Source organism: Erythrobacter litoralis HTCC2594 (assembly GCF_000013005.1).
Taxonomy (GTDB): domain Bacteria; phylum Pseudomonadota; class Alphaproteobacteria; order Sphingomonadales; family Sphingomonadaceae; genus Parerythrobacter; species Parerythrobacter litoralis_A.
This window is the reverse complement of sequence record NC_007722.1, coordinates 1,825,937-1,842,878: the sequence shown is the minus strand read 5'-3', so window position 1 is coordinate 1,842,878 and position 16,942 is coordinate 1,825,937. Positions and strand designations below refer to the sequence as shown.

Annotated in this window: 15 protein-coding genes; 8 read left to right on the top strand and 7 right to left on the bottom strand. The window is 62.5% G+C overall.

Going from position 1 to position 16,942, the window contains the following annotated elements:
* Positions 1-2: 2 nt before the first annotated feature.
* A complete protein-coding gene (locus EL2594_RS08930) occupies positions 3-374 on the bottom strand; it encodes a VOC family protein (RefSeq protein ID WP_011414730.1) in 372 nt (123 codons plus the stop codon).
* 70 nt (positions 375-444) lie between these two features.
* Positions 445-1,932: a sodium/proline symporter PutP gene (gene putP / locus EL2594_RS08925; RefSeq protein WP_041685908.1), complete on the bottom strand. Its 1,488-nt coding sequence runs from the start codon at positions 1,930-1,932 to the stop codon at positions 445-447.
* Between the two features lie 169 nt (positions 1,933-2,101).
* On the opposite strand from putP, the gene EL2594_RS08920 reads away from it, so the two are divergent.
* Together EL2594_RS08920 and EL2594_RS08915 are read left to right on the top strand one after the other, a co-directional pair.
* The gene (locus tag EL2594_RS08920) at positions 2,102-3,430 is read left to right on the top strand and encodes a hypothetical protein (protein ID WP_011414728.1); all 1,329 of its coding nucleotides are present in this window, start codon (positions 2,102-2,104) and stop codon (positions 3,428-3,430) included.
* A 17-nt stretch (positions 3,431-3,447) separates the two neighbouring features.
* Entirely contained in the window at positions 3,448-5,130 is a 1,683-nt protein-coding gene (locus EL2594_RS08915) for an ABC transporter ATP-binding protein (protein WP_011414727.1), read from the top strand.
* A 13-nt stretch (positions 5,131-5,143) separates the two neighbouring features.
* Here the strand turns inward: EL2594_RS08915 and EL2594_RS15345 are convergent, their stop codons facing one another.
* Together EL2594_RS15345 and typA are read right to left on the bottom strand one after the other, a co-directional pair.
* Positions 5,144-5,338 (bottom strand): hypothetical protein, encoded by a 195-nt coding sequence (locus EL2594_RS15345; protein ID WP_155806023.1) that lies wholly within the window; start codon positions 5,336-5,338, stop codon positions 5,144-5,146.
* A 175-nt stretch (positions 5,339-5,513) separates the two neighbouring features.
* Positions 5,514-7,349, bottom strand: a complete 1,836-nt coding sequence (typA, locus tag EL2594_RS08910; protein WP_011414726.1) for a translational GTPase TypA — start codon at positions 7,347-7,349, stop codon at positions 5,514-5,516.
* A gap of 237 nt (positions 7,350-7,586) precedes the next feature.
* Here typA and EL2594_RS08905 point away from each other — a divergent pair, with 237 nt between their 5' ends.
* Together EL2594_RS08905 and EL2594_RS08900 are read left to right on the top strand one after the other, a co-directional pair.
* Entirely contained in the window at positions 7,587-10,235 is a 2,649-nt protein-coding gene (locus EL2594_RS08905; protein WP_233994256.1) for a TonB-dependent receptor, read from the top strand.
* 121 nt (positions 10,236-10,356) lie between these two features.
* A complete protein-coding gene (locus EL2594_RS08900) occupies positions 10,357-10,815 on the top strand; it encodes a DUF805 domain-containing protein (protein ID WP_011414724.1) in 459 nt (152 codons plus the stop codon).
* A 20-nt stretch (positions 10,816-10,835) separates the two neighbouring features.
* On the opposite strand, the gene EL2594_RS08895 is transcribed toward EL2594_RS08900, so the two are convergent.
* Positions 10,836-13,364, bottom strand: coding sequence for an ABC transporter permease (locus EL2594_RS08895; RefSeq protein ID WP_011414723.1), 2,529 nt, complete (start codon positions 13,362-13,364; stop codon positions 10,836-10,838).
* Positions 13,361-14,107, bottom strand: a complete 747-nt coding sequence (locus EL2594_RS08890) for an ABC transporter ATP-binding protein (protein ID WP_011414722.1) — start codon at positions 14,105-14,107, stop codon at positions 13,361-13,363. Before EL2594_RS08890 ends, EL2594_RS08895 begins: the two co-directional genes overlap by 4 nt.
* A gap of 176 nt (positions 14,108-14,283) precedes the next feature.
* Between EL2594_RS08890 and EL2594_RS08885 the strand changes: the two genes are divergently transcribed.
* Positions 14,284-14,859 (top strand): arylesterase, encoded by a 576-nt coding sequence (locus tag EL2594_RS08885; RefSeq protein WP_011414721.1) that lies wholly within the window; start codon positions 14,284-14,286, stop codon positions 14,857-14,859.
* A gap of 90 nt (positions 14,860-14,949) precedes the next feature.
* Here EL2594_RS08885 and recF read toward each other — a convergent pair whose 3' ends face one another.
* Entirely contained in the window at positions 14,950-16,035 is a 1,086-nt protein-coding gene (gene recF, locus EL2594_RS08880) for a DNA replication/repair protein RecF (RefSeq protein WP_011414720.1), read from the bottom strand.
* 232 nt (positions 16,036-16,267) lie between these two features.
* On the opposite strand from recF, the gene EL2594_RS15510 reads away from it, so the two are divergent.
* From EL2594_RS15510 to EL2594_RS08875, 3 genes are all read left to right on the top strand, one after another.
* Positions 16,268-16,375, top strand: coding sequence for a hypothetical protein (locus tag EL2594_RS15510; protein WP_011414719.1), 108 nt, complete (start codon positions 16,268-16,270; stop codon positions 16,373-16,375).
* Between the two features lie 34 nt (positions 16,376-16,409).
* Entirely contained in the window at positions 16,410-16,517 is a 108-nt protein-coding gene (locus EL2594_RS15505) for a hypothetical protein (protein WP_011414718.1), read from the top strand.
* 154 nt (positions 16,518-16,671) lie between these two features.
* The gene (locus tag EL2594_RS08875; RefSeq protein WP_011414716.1) at positions 16,672-16,887 is read left to right on the top strand and encodes a PspC domain-containing protein; all 216 of its coding nucleotides are present in this window, start codon (positions 16,672-16,674) and stop codon (positions 16,885-16,887) included.
* Positions 16,888-16,942: the final 55 nt, after the last annotated feature.

Genomic DNA, 16,942 nt, shown 5'->3' with positions numbered 1-16,942 from the left:
CGCTATTCCGGCGCTTCGACCTGCTGCCACAGCTCGATCTTGATGCCGTCGGGATCGAGCAGCCAGGCGAACTTGCCATAGCCTTCGTCGACATGGCCGAGGATGTCGATGCCCTTGGCCTTGAGGTGCTCGACCATGCCGTCGACATTGTCGACGCGCAGGTTAATCATGAAGCCGCCCCTGCCGGGCTTGACGTATTCGTCGTCTGCGAAGTGGCTGATCAGCGAATAGGGCTTGTCGCCCGTCTCTTCCGACCAGTCGAGCTGCGGCCCGTATTCGCCGTCGATGCCCAGCGTCTCGCGATACCATGCCCGCGTCGCCGCCGGATCCTTCACGACGTAGAAAACGCCGCCCAGTCCGGTCACTTTTGCCATGATCGTCTCCTCCTCGAGCTCTCGAGACCCGACCCTAGCCCAGCGGGCGGTGAGTGCGAAACGGGCGGGATCAGCCCGCCTGCGCCACCGGCTCCTCGCCGCGCGCCGTCGCCTTCGAAACAAGCCAGATGGCCAGGCTCGCCGCGATGAAGCCGGGGATGATCTCGTAGACCCCCGGTCCGCCCAGAAACGCGCCGTTCCAGCCCAGCGCGATCCATGCGACCACGACGACCGCGCCCGTCACCAGGCCCGCCACCGCGCCCGCGCCGGTCATCCGGTCCCATGTCAGCGCAAACAGGATCAGCGGGCCGAACGCAGCGCCAAACCCGGCCCAGGCGTTGGCGACGAGGCCGAGCACCTGGCTCTCCGGATCGCGCGCGATCACGATTGCCGCCAGCGCCACCAGCAACACGCAGACACGCCCGACATTGACGGCCTCTCGCTCGCTCGCGTGTTTGCGCAGGAACAGGCGATAGAAGTCCTCGGTCAGGCTGCTGGAACTGACCAGCAATTGCGAACTGATCGTGCTCATGATCGCCGCCAGCAATGCGGCCAGCAGGAAGCCGGTGATCAGCGGGTGGAACAGCAGCGTGGCAAGGACGATGAAGATCGTTTCGGGATCCTCCACTGCTACGCCATTTGCCTCGGCATAGGCGCGCCCGGCTATCCCGACGCCGATCGCCCCGATCAGCGCGACACCCATCCATGTGAGCCCGATGTTGCGCGCGGTCTTGACCTCGGGGATGCTGCGGATGGCCATGAATCGCACGATGATATGCGGTTGCCCGAAATAGCCGAGGCCCCAGGTCACGGCGCTGAGCCAGCCGATCGCGGTCAGCCCGCCGAACAGCGCGAGGTAATCGCTGTTGCCCGCCGCTGCCGCCGCTTCGGAGGCGGAGCCAAGATCCACCCCGCCGGTCAGCACCACCAGCGGCATCAGCACCAGCGCGACCACCATGATGCAGCCCTGCACGAAGTCGGTCAGGCTTACGGCCAGGAAACCGCCGATCATCGTGTAGGCCAGCACCACGCCCGCCGTGATCCAGATGCCGAGCATATAATCGCTCATGCCCATACCGGGCAGCATGCCGGCAAAGGCGGTCTCGAACAACTTGCCCCCGCCGACCAGGCCCGCGGCGGTATAGACGGTGAAGAACAGCACGATGATCACCGCGCTCGTCACGCGCAGCGCGACGGCCTGGCTGGGAAAGCGGTTGGCGAGGAATTCTGGGATGGTGAGCGCATTGCCCAGCTCCTCGGTCTGCTGGCGCAGGCGCGGGGCGACCACGATCCAGTTGGCGACCGCGCCGACGAACAGCCCGATCCCGATCCACGCCTCGACCAGCCCGCTGGCATAAAGCGCCCCCGGCAGCCCTAACAGCAACCAGCCCGACATGTCCGACGCCCCGGCAGAAAGCGCCGCCACCGACGGCGGCAAATTGCGCCCCGCGAGCAGATAGCCCGCGCTGTCGGAGGTCGATTTGCGCCAGGCATAGAGCCCGATGGCGAGCATCAGGATGAAATAGAGCGCGAGCGAGACGAGTGTGCCGGTTTGCATGGTGCCTTCAGTCATGGAGAGCGCGGATAACAGGTGGGCGGTACCGTGACCAGCAGTGCGATGGGGGAACTCCGCTGCGGGTCAGACCACCGAGCGATTACGCGTTGGTGCCGAACTCTCTGGCCAATCACGCTTATCTAGTCGCGCGCATCTTCCCTCGCATCGGCGTATGCTTGGTTTCACCAAAAATTTGACGATCAGCATATCGAGTGCCTACGCTGTTGCTTCATCGATTTTTCAGCAACAACCGGTGTTCTTCATGAAATCGCCTGCGACCAAGACAGTGCTTATTCTTGGCCTTGGACACCCTCGGCAGGAGCCGTTTCTGAGGTCGCTCCACCAAGGCGGTATGAATGTTTATGCGGCGCACGTCGATCGGAAGGAGAAACGGCGTTCACGCTTTCTGGCAGGTTTTTTCCAGCTTCCGAACGATGAAATGGGCCAGCTTGAAGCGTTGGAAAAGTTCGGTCTTGAGCACGGTCCGAACATCTTTCTTGTCGCCAGCAACGACGAGTATATTGCGCTTGTAAGCCAGAACCGAGAGAGTCTTAGCCGTCACTTCAATATCCCGCTTCCGGGATGGGACATCGTCAGAAGGATGATGGACCGCAGGGAAGCGTCTCGGATTGCCGGGGAACTTGGCATATCGATACCGAAAACCTGGGAGATCAAATCCGAAGCCGAGATGCTCCGCACCATTGAGGAACTCGACACTGAGAATTTCGATCACATTCTCAAGACTTTGTCTGTCCTGAGTGAACCGGCCGACGAAGGGGGGCTGCGGCAGACAAAGCCCGCGCCGCGTGACAAGCAGGCAATGGTTGCCATGTGCCATGATATCCAGCGACGAACCGGTGCCTTTCCCTTGATCCAGCAGGTCATCCCTGGCCAAGCAGATGCAGCGGTCGGGGTTACGATGCTTGTAGGGCCCGACGAGAAGATTGAATTATCTTATTGCGTTCAACGCCTTCGGCTGACCACTTACCAGCTTGCGGGAGCCTATGTGCACCCGTATGTCCTTGGCTCGGTTGTTTGGTGCCAGACGGTCCATGATGAGGAGGCAGTCGAAAAGGCTCGCGCCCTGGTCGCGGCATTTCGGTACACCGGTCTTGCCGTGATCGAATTCCGCAGGCACCTGACCACCAATGAGCTGTTTCTGATGAAGGTCGAGCCTCGCCCGGTTCGAGCAACAGCGCTTGCCACAGCAATCGGCATGGATATTCCCACCGCTATGTACGCCGCGTTCAACGAACAACCGGTCGAGGTTGCCGATGATTACTCCGACGGCGTGCAATGGCTCTACATCCAAGGGTGTCTGGAGTCGCTTTTCAACAATGATGTCCGCAATCGCAGGGATTTGTTGAGATTACTCCTGCGTATGCCGAAAATGCGAGCCTTCGCTGAGGACCTAAAAGATCCTGTCCCGCTGATCGCTGGCGCAGCGAAATTGGCGTTCCGGCGGATCAGGCGAAAACAGCCTTTGACAGCCCACCGATGATCCTCGTGGTTTAGGCATTGCAGTCACTGTTTGGCCTGATTTCGCGTCGGTTGAGGTTGCAATTGGCAGGCGTTTTGGTGCTCATGTCTGCAGGCGCGATCTTCGAGCTGTTGACTATCGGTGCGGTACTGCCCTTTCTGGCAACTGCTCTTGCGGTAGAACAGTTTCCCAGTAGCGATGCGATCAACAATGCGTTGAATCTAATCCACAGTGAGCCTGTCACAGCTGCTGCGATCATATTGGTCGTTGGAGCGAGCGCCTCTGCAATGATTCAGATATTGATCGTTTGGGCGCAGCAAGCGCTGATAGCGCGTTTCGGACATGACCTGTCCAATCGGCTGTTTCGCAAGGCCATCCTTTCACCGTTCCTTGCATCTTCGGACCGCAAAGTGGGCGATTTGATCGCAGGACAAGCGAAAATCCAGGAGCTGGTTCACGCGTTGCTCCAGCCCGTAGTGCATGCTCTGACCGGTGGGCTGTTGGCGATCTGCATTGTAGGTGGGCTGGTCTATCTCGAGCCTGTCGCGACCATCGTCGGTGGTGCAATTTTCGTGTTGGTATATCTCGTGATGGAAATGGCAACCCGCCGCCGACGGACCATCGAGAGCGCGAATATTGCGGCTCATCTCGATCTCAAGACGAGATTGATGGAACAGGCGATCGGAGGGTATCGCGACATCGTCTTGGCGGGCAAACAAGCGAACTTTGCGGATCGTTTCTCAAACTCCGATTTCGCCTACCGCAATGGTGTGAAACAGTCGCGTGCAATCGCCATCATGCCTCGCTATCTTGTTGAAGCTTTTGGAATAGCCATCCTTGTTGTTTTGACTATCGCTCTTGCCGAGGCAGATGGAGGTTTCTCACAAGCCCTGCCAACACTGGGGGTTCTCGCAGTAGGGGCCCAGCGACTGCTGCCGAGACTGCAAGCAATCTGGGCGGGCTACAGCGCGATGCGGAGCCATAAGGATGTGATAAAGGATATCGAGCACCTCTTGGGATCCGATCCAATCATACTGCCTTCTGCGCCCTCTGCACTATCTTTGCGCGGCTGCATAACGTGTGAATCCGTGAACTTTGCGTACGGCTGCTCCAATGTCGGTGTTTTCGACATCGACCTGAGGATCACACGCGGGGAATGTATCGGAATAACCGGGCCTACCGGCTCCGGGAAAAGCACATTGACGAACATACTGGCCGGGCTTGTGGTGCCCGACAGCGGGACCGTTCAAATCGACGGTGTAGACTTGGATGATGGCATGCTTGCTTCCTGGCACCAATCGGTCGGCTACGTTCCGCGCAAAGCCTTCCTCATTGATGGTACGATCCGCTCTAACGTCGTTTTCCCGGATTGCTCGCGCTCGACAGAGGACGCGAAGATTTGGCAGGCACTCGAGATTGCACAGGTCCGAGATCATGTCGAACTGTTGCCGCATGGGCTGGATTCTGACACCGGGGAACGCGGGGCAAATCTTTCCGACGGTCAGATTCAGCGGATCGGCATAGCCCGCGCCATTCACCGCAGTCCGTCGCTTCTAATTCTCGATGAAGCTACCAGCGCACTCGATTTGCAGACCGAACGTCGGCTGTTGGACGCTCTGCAAGAGATCCCGGAACTCACATTGATCGTGATCACGCACCGGCCAGGCACGCTTGAACTTTGTGACCGAGTTATCCGCTTGAAAGACGGCCGACTTTGCTGACGGGTGCTTTGCCTTAGTTCACCTGTAGGCCCTTTCCCGCTAATGCGGGACCAAGATGGATTCTTGCAGATGGATTGAGTGCGGACTCTCCCAACCGTCGGGCGTTGACAATGCCATCACTGACCTCGGTTGCCTTCGACCAGATCAGCGGCAGGTTGCGAACTGGAGCCGACACCTTGCCGAAAGCCAACCAAGTGACGTCAGTCACTTCATGCTTTGTGCTGCTTCTTCACTCATCGTCAATCTCATATATTGTTGGGAGGCCAGAATAGAGTGAAGGCAACCCTGTCTTTAAGTCGCGTCCCTTCAGAGGAAGTAAACCGATCCGGTTGGATGCCAAGCCGAATCACTTAAACATAGCGCGACAATATTTCAAAGAAGCATCAAACGACTTCCGCCGCCCGCTTCGCCCGTTTCCGCTCGTGCGGGTCCAGGATCGCTTTCCGCAGCCGGATGCTCTGCGGCGTTACCTCGACCATTTCATCGTCGTCGATATAGGCGATCGCCTGTTCCAGCGTCATCACGCGGGGCGGGGTGAGGCGGATGGCGTCGTCCTTGCCGGTGCTGCGGAAGTTGGTCAGCTGCTTGGACTTCATCGGGTTGACTTCCAAGTCGTCGGGCTTGGCGTTCTCGCCGATCACCATGCCTTCGTAGATCTTGGCATTGGCGCCGATAAACAGTTCGCCGCGTTCTTCCAGCATGTTGAGGGCATAGGCCGCCGCTTCGCCGGCGACCATGGAGATCAGCACGCCGTTCTGGCGGCCTTCGATCTTGCCCTTGTAGGGGCCGTATTTCTCGAACAGGCGGTTCATGATCCCGGTGCCGCGCGTGTCGGAGAGGAATTCGCCGTGATAGCCGATCAGGCCGCGGCTGGGGGCGGAGAAGGTGATGCGGGTCTTGCCCTGACCGCTGGGGCGCATTTCGACCAGCTCGGCCTTGCGGCGCTGCATCTTCTCGACGACCGTGCCGGAGTGCTCGTCGTCCACGTCGATGACGACGGTTTCGTACGGTTCCTCGCGGCCACTCTCGCCCTCGCGGAACAGCACGCGCGGGCGGCTGATGCCGAGTTCGAAGCCTTCGCGGCGCATGGTTTCGATCAGGACGCCAAGCTGCAATTCGCCGCGCCCGGCGACTTCGAAACTGTCCTTGTCGGCGCTTTCTGTGATGCGGATGGCGACATTGGTTTCCGCTTCGCGCAGCAGGCGGTCGCGGATCATGCGGCTGGTCACCTTGTCGCCCTCGCGGCCTGCCAGCGGGCTGTCGTTGACGGCAAAGCGCATGGCGAGCGTGGGCGGATCGATCGGCTGCGCTTCGATCGGCTCGGTCACGGAGGGGTCGGCGATGGTGTTGGCAACGGTGGCCTTTTCGAGACCCGCCAGCGCGATGATGTCACCTGCCTGCGCGCTCTCGACCGGGACCCGCTCGAGCCCGTCGAAACTCATCAACTTGGTCGCGCGGCCGGTTTCTACGACCTTGCCATCGCTGTCGATGGCATGGATCGGGTCGTTGATCCTGACCGTGCCCGACTGGACGCGGCCGGTGAGCACGCGGCCCATGAAGTTGTCGCGGTCGAGCAGCGTGGCGAGGAAGCTGAACTTGCCCGAGGTGTCAAGGCCTGGGGGCGGGACGTGGTCGACGATCAGCTTGAACAGGGGATCGAGCGACCCATCGCGCGCGCTTTCGTCGTCGCTGGCATAACCATCGCGGCCCGAGGCGAAGAGCGAGGGGAAGTCGAGCTGGTCGTCATTGGCATCGAGGCTTGCGAAAAGGTCGAACACCTCGTCGAGCACTTCCTGCGGGCGGCCATCGGGGCGGTCGATTTTATTGACGACGACGATGGGACGCAGGCCGAGCGCGAGTGCCTTGCCGGTGACGAACTTGGTCTGCGGCATCGCGCCTTCCGCGCTGTCGACCAGCAGGATGACGCCGTCGACCATGCTGAGGATACGCTCGACCTCGGCGCCGAAATCGGCGTGACCCGGTGTGTCGACGATGTTGATTCGCGTGGTCTTACCCTCGTGCTCCCATTCGACGCTCGTGCATTTGGCGAGGATGGTGATCCCGCGCTCTTTTTCCAGGTCGCCGGAATCCATCGCGCGTTCTTCCACGCGCTGGTTGTCGCGGAAAGTGCCGGACTGGCGGAACAGCTGGTCGACAAGCGTGGTCTTGCCGTGGTCGACGTGGGCGATGATCGCCACGTTGCGAAGGTCTGCGGACATGATTTTCTCTTGGGTCGGGGGCGGGCGCCTTGTGCGCCGCAACATCGGTTGCGCGCGCCTCTAGCCGGAGTGGGCGCAAACGGCAACTGTGTCCACGCTGCAACAAGGGGTAGCATTACTGTCGTGCGTGCGCGTGAATGCTTGAGCGCCGCGCGGGCGAACAGTATTGGCGCGCGTCTAAGCGGTCGTGGCTCCTCCCCCTCGAACGATGCGGCCGCCAGGAAGAGGAAAAACTCCATGATTTCTAACACGATGTTCCGCGGCCGCGCGCCGCGCAAGGGATTTGCCCTGCTGGCCGGCGCTGCCGCCGTCGCTCTGGTGCCGGGCGCTGCACTGGCGCAGGACCAGGAAGTGGCCGATCTCGATGCCGACGAAATGCCGCTCGAAACCGAACAGCAGGACCGCGGCAACGTCATCGTCGTGACCGCGACCAAGCGCGAGCAGACGCTGCAGGAAACCCCGATCTCGGTCAGCGTGACTTCGGGCGAGACGCTGGAGCAGGCGCAGATTCGCGACGTGCTCGACCTGCAGACGGTCACACCGTCGCTCCGCGTAAGCCAGCTGCAGACCTCCTCGGCCTCCACCTTCATCATCCGCGGCTTCGGCAACGGCGACAACAACCTCGGTATCGAGCCGTCGGTCGGTGTCTTCATCGACGGCGTGTTCCGCTCGCGTTCGGCCGCAGCCCTGTCCGACCTTCCCAACGTGCAGCGCATCGAGGTCCTCAACGGCCCGCAATCGACCCTGTTCGGCAAAAACGCGTCGGCCGGTGTGATCTCGGTCGTCACCCGCCCGCCGCAGTTCGAATTCGGCGGCAGCGTGGAAGCGGTGTACGGCAACTTCGACACCGTCGTGCTCAAGGGTGACATTACCGGCCCGATCACCGACACCGTCGCCTTCTCGCTCGACGGCAGCTACCAGCGCCGCGACGGCTATGCCGACATCGTCAACCTCGACGAAAAGCAGAACGATCGTAACCGCTATGCGGTGCGCGGCCAGCTGCTGTTCGAACCGAATCCGGACTTCACCATCCGTGCGATGGCCGATTATTCGAAGATCGACGAAGTCTGCTGCCAGGTCGGCACGCTCGTCGCCGGTCCGGCCGCTGCCGCGATCACCGCTCTGGGCGGCCAGTTCAGCCTGCCGAGCGATTTCTTCGAATACGAAGCCTTCCTCAACCAGGTTCCGACCAACGAGGTCGAAAACTACGGCGGCTCGGTGCAGATCGAATATTCGACCGGCCCGCTGACCTTCACCTCGATCACGGCCTATCGCGAACTGCGCAACGCCTTCACGTCCGACATCGACTTTACAAGCCTCGATGTCGCCAACGAAGTGCGCGACCAGGCGGTCGACACCTTCACGCAGGAATTCCGCATCACGTCGGACTTCGACGGCCCGCTCAACTTCCTGCTCGGCGGCTTCTACTTCGACGAAAGCATCACGCAGGACAGCCGCATCGTGAACGGCTCCCAGATCCGCGATTTCTTCGAAATCCTCGGTGGCGCCAATCCGGTTGCGGTCATTACCGGCCAGCCGACGCTGTTCAACGGGCTGGAAGCTGCCTTCGGCTTCCCGCAGGAGAGCATCTTCAACACGCCGCTGCTGACGCAGGAAAATTTCGCGGTCGACAACAAGGCATACTCGATCTTCGGTACGATCGATTTCGAACCGATCGACGGCCTCGTCTTCACCGTCGGCGGTAACTACACCGACGACAGCAAGGACTTCTCGCTGTCGCAGACGAGCTTCGACCCGCTCGCGCAGGTCAACTTCGTCGATGCCTTCATCACGCAGGCAACCGCAGCCAATCCCGGCCTTCCGACCGTCACGTCGCGTGCGCAGTTCCAGGCGCTTCCGGCACCCGTCCAGCAGAGCCTGCTGGCCGCCGCGACCAATCCGGGCGTAAATCCGCTGCTCGGCTTGGCTGCGTTCCAGTTCCAGCCGCCATTCTTGAACGTGCCGAATGCCGTGGAACCGGGCGAGACCAACGACGACAAGTTCACCTACCTGCTGCGCGTGGCCTACCAGATCATTCCGGAAGTGAATGTCTATGCCAGCTACGCGACCGGCTTCAAGGCGAGTTCGATCAACCTGTCGCGTGACAGCCGTCCGCTCAGCACGGACTTCGTCGCCGGGCCGCGCGGTTCGACCTTCGCGGCGCCGGATTCGCCGATCATCAACGCCGGGCTCGCGCTGCCGAACCTGTCCTCCGGTTCGCGTTTCGCCGGGCCGGAAGACACCACCGTCTATGAAATCGGCCTCAAGGCGCAGCTGGACGGTGTCAGCTTCAACCTCGCGCTGTTCGACCAGACGATCGAAGGGTTCCAGAGCCTTGCCTTCACCGGCACCGGCTTCGCTCTGCGCAACGCCGGTGAGCAGTCGGTCAAGGGCTTCGAGCTGAGCTCGACGATCCAGCCGGCCGATCCGCTGGTGTTCACTTTCGCGATGACCTACCTCGATCCGCTGTTCGACAGCTTCCCGGGTAGCGTATTGGGCGACCTGACCGGCGAGACCCCGGCGGGCATCCCCGAATTCGCGATCGCGGCTTCGGCGACCTACACCCACGAATTCGGTGTGTCGGGCAATCGCCTGATCGGTCGCATCGACTACAACCACGAAAGCAATACCGACATCAACAACGGTCTGCCGACATTCAACGCGGCCCTGGGCAACACCCAGATCTTCCGCCGCGAAGTGAACCTGGTCAACACGTCGCTGACGCTGGCGCTGGACAATGGCCTCGAAGTCGGTGCCTATGCCCGCAACCTGCTGAACGACCAGTTCATCACGACCGTCTTCGACGGCGTGGCGCAGGCCGGCACGGTGCTCGGCTACCCGAGCCAGCCGCGCACTTACGGCGGTGTCGTTCGCTTCAAGTTCTGATCCGCGCGATCAGCTTTGTATTCGGGAAGGGGGCTTTCGGGCCCCCTTTTCTTTGCGCTTGCGACATTTTCCGGACAAAGTGCACATGTTTAGTGCGATATCGTAAAGGGGGGATTTCCCAATGGATTGGATGCTGTTGCCGTTCAGGCGCTATTTCGACTTTTCCGGCCGCTCGCGGCGGAAGGAATTCTGGATGTTCGCGCTGCTCAACGTCATCGTTTACGCGGTGCTTATGGTCCTGATGTTCGGCCTCGGGAGCGGGACCGAGGCCATGCTCGCCGCCGACCCCGACGATCCTTTCGCGATATACGGCGCGATGTTCGGGGGCCTTGGCATCCTCATCCTGATCTGGGGGCTTATTGTCCTCATCCCCAGCGTTGCGGTCTCGGTGCGTCGCCTGCATGACCGCGATCTATCCGGCTGGTGGTACCTGGCTGTCATCATCGGTAGCCTGATCCCGATCGTCGGCTTTCTCGTTTCGATCGGTTTTCTCGTCCTGATGGCATTGCCGGGGACCGAAGGCGCCAATCGCTTCGGACCCGACCCCAAGGGCGGAGCAGATCCATCGGTATTCGAATAGGGGGCCTTGCGGTCGCGCTGCTACAGCGCCCTTAGCGCCTGCGCCGGTTTGGCCCTGAGCAGGGGGAGCGAACCTGCGAGGGCAAAGGTCACCACCAGCGCCAGCCCGGCGCCCAGCACGGCCAGCACAATGCCCCAGTCTGGCAGCCAGTCGAATTCGAAGAGCTGGGTGACGACCAGCCAGCCGAGTCCGCTGCCGATGGCAAGCGCGACGACGGCGAGGATCAGCGCCAGCAGCGCATATTCGATGAGCTGCATCATCAGCACCTGGTTGCGGCTGGCACCCAGCACCCGCAGCACGACCGTGTCGTAAGTGCGGGCAGCGCGCGCTGCGGCGATCGCCCCGAGCAAGACCGCAAGACCCGCAAGGACCGCAACCGAAGCCGCAGCAAGCGTGGCGATGCCGACCTGGCTCAAAATCGTGCGCGCCTGCACGAGCATCTGGCCGACTTCGATCACGCTGCTGGAAGGGAAGGTTTGCACCAGTTCGCGCAGGAGCGGGCCGGTCGGAATGTCGTCGCGCGAGAATTCGATCGTGGCGGCAAGATTGTGGGGAGCGTCCTCAAGCGCATTGGGACTGAAGACAAGCGCATAGTTGAAGCCCATGCTCTCCCAGTCGATGGTCCTGAAATTCGCAACGCGCACGGTCCGTTCGACGCCGAGCAGGGCGATAGTCATAGTGTCGCCAATTGCGATCCCCGCAGCCTCGGCGAAATCGGCATCGAGCGATACGGCGGGTTCGCCGTCATAGAATGGCCCCCACCACTCGCCTTCCACGATCGTATTTCCGGGCGGCACGTCGTCGGCATAGGTCAGTCCGCGCTCGCCCCGCAGCACCCAGGCGCCATCGGGAATGCTTTCCATCTCGGCCACGCGTGTCATGTTGCCTTCCGGGCCGAAGGCGGTGACGGAACCGCGCAGCGAGGGCACGGCGCGGATCGTCGCATCTTCGTCCTGCGACCAGACGACCTGTTCGAATTCGCCGACGCGGTCGCGCGGAATGTCGAGCACGAAATAGTCCGGCGCTTCCTGTGGCACGCGGCTCTGGATATTGCCGTCGATGGCGCTCTGGATGGCTGCCAACAGGACGAAGGCGCTAAGCCCGAAACCGAGGGCGGTCACCAGCGCGCCGGTGGACGTGCCGGGGCGCGAGAGATTGGCGAGCGCGTTGCGGACCAACGGATTTCTGGGCCTGCCCACCTTGCTCGCCAAGCTACGGATAGTCCAGCCGAGGAGCGCGAGCACGGCCAGCATGCCTGCCGCACCGCCGAGAAAACCGGCGGCGAGCAGCGGATCGCGCGAGGTGAGCAGGGCAAGGGCCACGATGCCGACCAGCCCGCCGCCGACCCACAGCCATGCGGCCCTGTCGCGCGTCAGCGGGGCGACGCGTGCGCGCATCAGCGCCATGGCGGGGAACTGGCGGGCACGCAGCAGCGGCGTCGCGGCGAAAACGACGGCGACCAGCAAACCATAGGCGCTCGCGAGCAGCAGCGCGCCCGGTTCCACCGTGAACCCGCTCGAGACCGGTAGCAAGCCTTGCAGGGCGATGCCTAAGAGCGGCGTGATCGCCAAACCGACAGCGAGGCCGGCCACGCTGCCGACCACGGCTGCGAGGCCGATCTGGAGTGCGTAGATCCGCGCAATATCGCCGCTCGTCGCGCCGAGCACCTTGAGCGTCGCGATGCTGCTGCGTCGCGCTTCGAGATAGGAGGAGACCCCGCCGCCGATGCCGATCCCCGCGATCACCAGCGCGGCGAGGCCGACCAGCGTCAGGAATTCCCCCATGCGGCCGACGAAGCGGTCTGCACCGGGGCTGGCACGATCGCGGTCGCGGAAATCGAACCCGGCGAGCGGGAATTGCTGGGTCAGTTCGTCCTGCACCGCTTCGGGATCGCGGCCGGGATTGTCGAAAGCGATTCGGGTCTTGGACTGGTACATCGCGCCCGGCTGGATCAGCCCGGCATCATAGGGTGTCTGCAGATCGGTGATGACGGTCGGGCCGAGCTGGAAGCCTTCGGAAAGTTTGTCGGGCTCGTTGGCGATCACGCCGGCGGCGACAAGCGTACTGGTGCCGATGTCGAAGGTGTCGCCCATTTCGATATCGAGCCGGTCCATGGCGCCCTGTCCCACCCATGCTTCGCCTCTGGCAGGCGCACCGACGCTGCGGCCATCGGTAAGGGTCAGTTCGCCGTAAAGCGGATAATTGTCGCCCACAGACTTGAGGCCGACGGGCGCGGTCGCATCGCCTTTGCGCGCGACGACCTGCAGCCGCGTGCCGAGAGAAAGCTCGCCGTATTCCTCGAGCGCGGCGATTTCCTCGTCATTCGGGCTGCGCTGCCAGATTTCGACTTCGAGGTCGCCGCCGAGCAATTCCTGCCCGCGATTGGCCAGTTCGTCCTCGATCGCGCCGGTCAGCGTACCGATGGCCGCCAGCGCGCCGGTGCCGAGGAACAGGCATACCAGCAACAGACGGAGACCTTTGAAGCGCAGGTTCAGCTCGCGCCGGGCCAGCGTCCACGCCGTGCCCCAGGAGATGGTGTCGCTCTTCATTCCGCAGCGAGGATCTGGCCATTGGCGGCGGTATCGGTGTCGATCACACCGTCGGCGAGCGTGATGATCCGGTCGCAGCGTTCGGCGAGCGAGGGATCGTGGGTGATAATGACCAGCGTGGCCCCGGTCTCGGCGCGGCGGGCGAACAGCATGTCGATGATTTCCGCGCCGGTGGCGGCATCGAGGTTGCCCGTCGGTTCATCGGCGAAGATCAGTTCCGGTCGCGGCGCGGTGGCGCGGGCGATGGCGACACGCTGCTGCTCGCCGCCGGACAGCTGGGTCGGGTAGTGGTCGAGCCTGTGGCCGAGGCCGACGGCCTCGAGTTCGGCTGTGGCTCGCGCCCGCACGTCCTTCGCGCCGGAAAGCTCCATCGGCGTGGCGACATTTTCCGTCGCGGTCATCGTCGGTAGCAGGTGGAATGCCTGCAGCACTATTCCGATCCGGCCGCGGCGGGCTTTGGCGAGGCCGTCCTCGTCCATGCCGCTGAATTCGGCCCCTGCCACCTTCACCGAGCCGGACGTGGCGCGTTCGAGCCCGGATAGCACCGCCATCAGCGAGCTCTTGCCGGAACCGGAAGGGCCGAGCAGGGCAAGGACTTCTCCCCGCTGCACATCGAGATCGATGCCCTTGAGGATTTCGACCGGATGCTTTTCCTGACCCAGAGTAAGGGTCAGGTTGCGCGCGGAAATAGCGAGGGTTCGGGAACCGGCGCCGGGGGCGGGTGCGTTGGGGGTATCAGTCACAGCAATCCGATGGCATATCGAAACTTATGGAACAAGGTAGGTGGCCGAAGGGCCTAAGTCGTTTGTCGATCCCTCTTTTTGCGCTGGCGCTTGCAGCCTGCGGGGCGGAAGCGCCCGTGGCGGATCAACCGACGCGGATCGATTCAGGGTCGCCTACTAACGCAGAAGTTCCCGTGATGGGTCCCGAGCGGCGAATCCTTGCCTTCGGGGATAGCCTGTTTGCAGGATACAATGTCGCCAAGAGCGATAGCTATCCGGCCAAACTGGAAAGCGCTCTAAGGGCACGAGGCATCAATGCGCGGGTCACGAATGCCGGTGTTTCCGGCGATACCAGCGCGGCGGGGCTGCAGCGGTTCGAATTCACGCTCGACTCGTTGCAGGAGACACCCGACCTGCTGATCCTGGAGCTCGGGGGGAACGACCTGCTGCGCGGGCTTTCGCCCGATGAGACGCGTAGAAATCTTGAAAGCATGATCCGGACGGCGCAGGCGCGCGGGATCGATGTCTTGCTGATGGGCATGCGCTCCCCCGCCAATATGGGCGCGCAATTCGTCGAGGAATTCAATGGCCTCTATGCCGAGCTCGCCGAGCAATATGGCACCGACTTCATCCCGGTCTGGGTGGAATCCGTGGCCGACAGGCCCGAACTGATCCAGGACGACCGGGTCCATCCGACCGAGGCGGGAATCGAACTGCTGGTGAGCGAAACGCTGGACGACGTGGTCGCAGCAATACCTGAAGCGACAAACTGACGCGATCCCCCGCGCAGGCGGGGGTCTCAGTCCTCCTGGTCGTTGGCTTGTAGGTTTCCACCTGCCTGAGGTCCCCGCCGACGCGGGGTCTCACAATTTCTCCAGACTTCCGCCACTCACCCGCCACACCGCCGCTTCGGCTTCGATCGCAGCAAACGGCGCCAATTCGGTCCCTGTCATCCAGACCTGAGCGCCAGTCTCGCGGAGGCGCTCGAACAGCGCCTCCCGCCGGACGGGGTCGATATGGGCGGCCACTTCATCGAGCAGCATCACGCCAGGCCTGCCGCGCGCGGCCAGTTCGCCATGAGCCAGCGTGATGGCAATCAACATCGCTTTCTGCTCGCCTGTGGAGCACGAAGCGGCGGGCGTATCTTTCCCGGCCATGGTGACTGTCAGATCGTCACGGTGCGGCCCGATGAGGGTGCGACCGGCGCGGCGATCCCGCCCGCGATTAGCGCGCAGGGCGACGCGTAAAGCTTCTTCCTCGAAAGGGCTCTCGGTCAGGATCGCGAGTAACGGGCGGGCAAATGGCTCGTCGGGGTGCGAGGCGAGCGTCTCCACCAAAACGCCTACCAGTCGCGCGCGGCTTTGCGCCAGCGCGCTCCCGTGCTTGGCCATTTGCGCTTCGATCCCGTCGAGCCAGGTGGGGTCGGGCTCGCGCTCGTCGCCAAGCAGGCGGTTCCGCTCGCGCAGGACATTCTCATAGCGACTGGCGTGGCGCGCGTGGAGCGGGTCGAGGGCCAGCGCCATGCGGTCCACAAAACGCCGCCGGTCGCCGGCGGGGCCCATGAAGATGCCGTCCATCGCCGGGGTCAACCAGCCGATCGCGAGCCATTCGCCGAGCGAGACAGCGCTCGCTTCCGCGCCATTGACGCGCACCCGCCGCCGTCCGGGGCGGGCCGGATCGACCATGGTGCCCAATTGAACCGGCTCCCCGCCATCGCCCGGTGTCAGGCTGGCACCCACGGTGAAGCCACCGCCACCGCCCGCACGCGCTATGTCAGGCAGGGCCGCCCGGCGCAGACCGCGCCCGGGCGCGAGCAATGAAATCGCCTCCAGCACATTGGTCTTCCCGGCGCCGTTCTCGCCGACCAACAGATTGAAGCGCGCGGTTCCTTGTAGCCGGGTTTCAGCGTGGTTGCGAAGGTTGGAAAGGGTGATGCGATCGAGCGCCATGGGACTGTCGGGCGGTTAGCGCGCGCCCGCTCTCAAGGCTACGAAAAAGCCCAATCCCACCAATTGGGAAAATATGCCAACCTTTCGGAATCATGAACGAAGCTGAACGGGCGCCTAGCGGGAAAAACCCCAGAATTCTCCCGTTCTTCAAAACTGGCACACCTCCTGCATTGTGTTGGGCGTCAAGCGGGATGGTCCCGCAGAACGAACAAAGACTGAAAGGAACTCCCCAATGACCTTCAATTTCGACCGTGTTTTCGCCGCCGCTTTCGCCATCGCCCTTTCCGCAGTTGCCATGGCGACCGCGATCGTCCCGGCTACCCCGACCCTCATCGCTTAACCCCCGACCCAACACACTCATCAGGAGACCCCCAATGACCTTCGATGCCAACAACCTCTTCGCCGCTGCTTTCGCCTTCGCTCTCTCGGCTCTCGCCATGGCTACCGCGATCGTCCCCGCAACCCCCTCGCTGATCGCCTGATCGACAGGCATTCACCACCCCCGAAAGGACAGACCCCAATGTTCGACTTTCTGACCTCTGGAAACCGCATCTTCGCCGCCTTCACGGCAGTTGCCATTTCCACTCTCGTGATGGCATTCGCCATCGTCCCCGGAACCCCCAGTGGAGTGATCGTGTGAACCAGATCCGTAACACCAATCCGGGCGGCCCGCCGTCGAAAGAGTTTCGACTGGACCGCCGCAATGGCAAGATCTGGGGCGTGTGCGCCGGTATCGCCAACTACTTCGGCTGGGACCCCATGCTGGTCCGCATCGGCTTCGTCGCCGGCACGCTGATCGGCTTCGGATCGCTGATCCTGGTCTATGCCGCAATCGCTCTGATTGCAGATTGACGGACTCCTTTGACGGAGTCCGTCATCCCAGCGAAAGCTGGGATCTCGATCCACC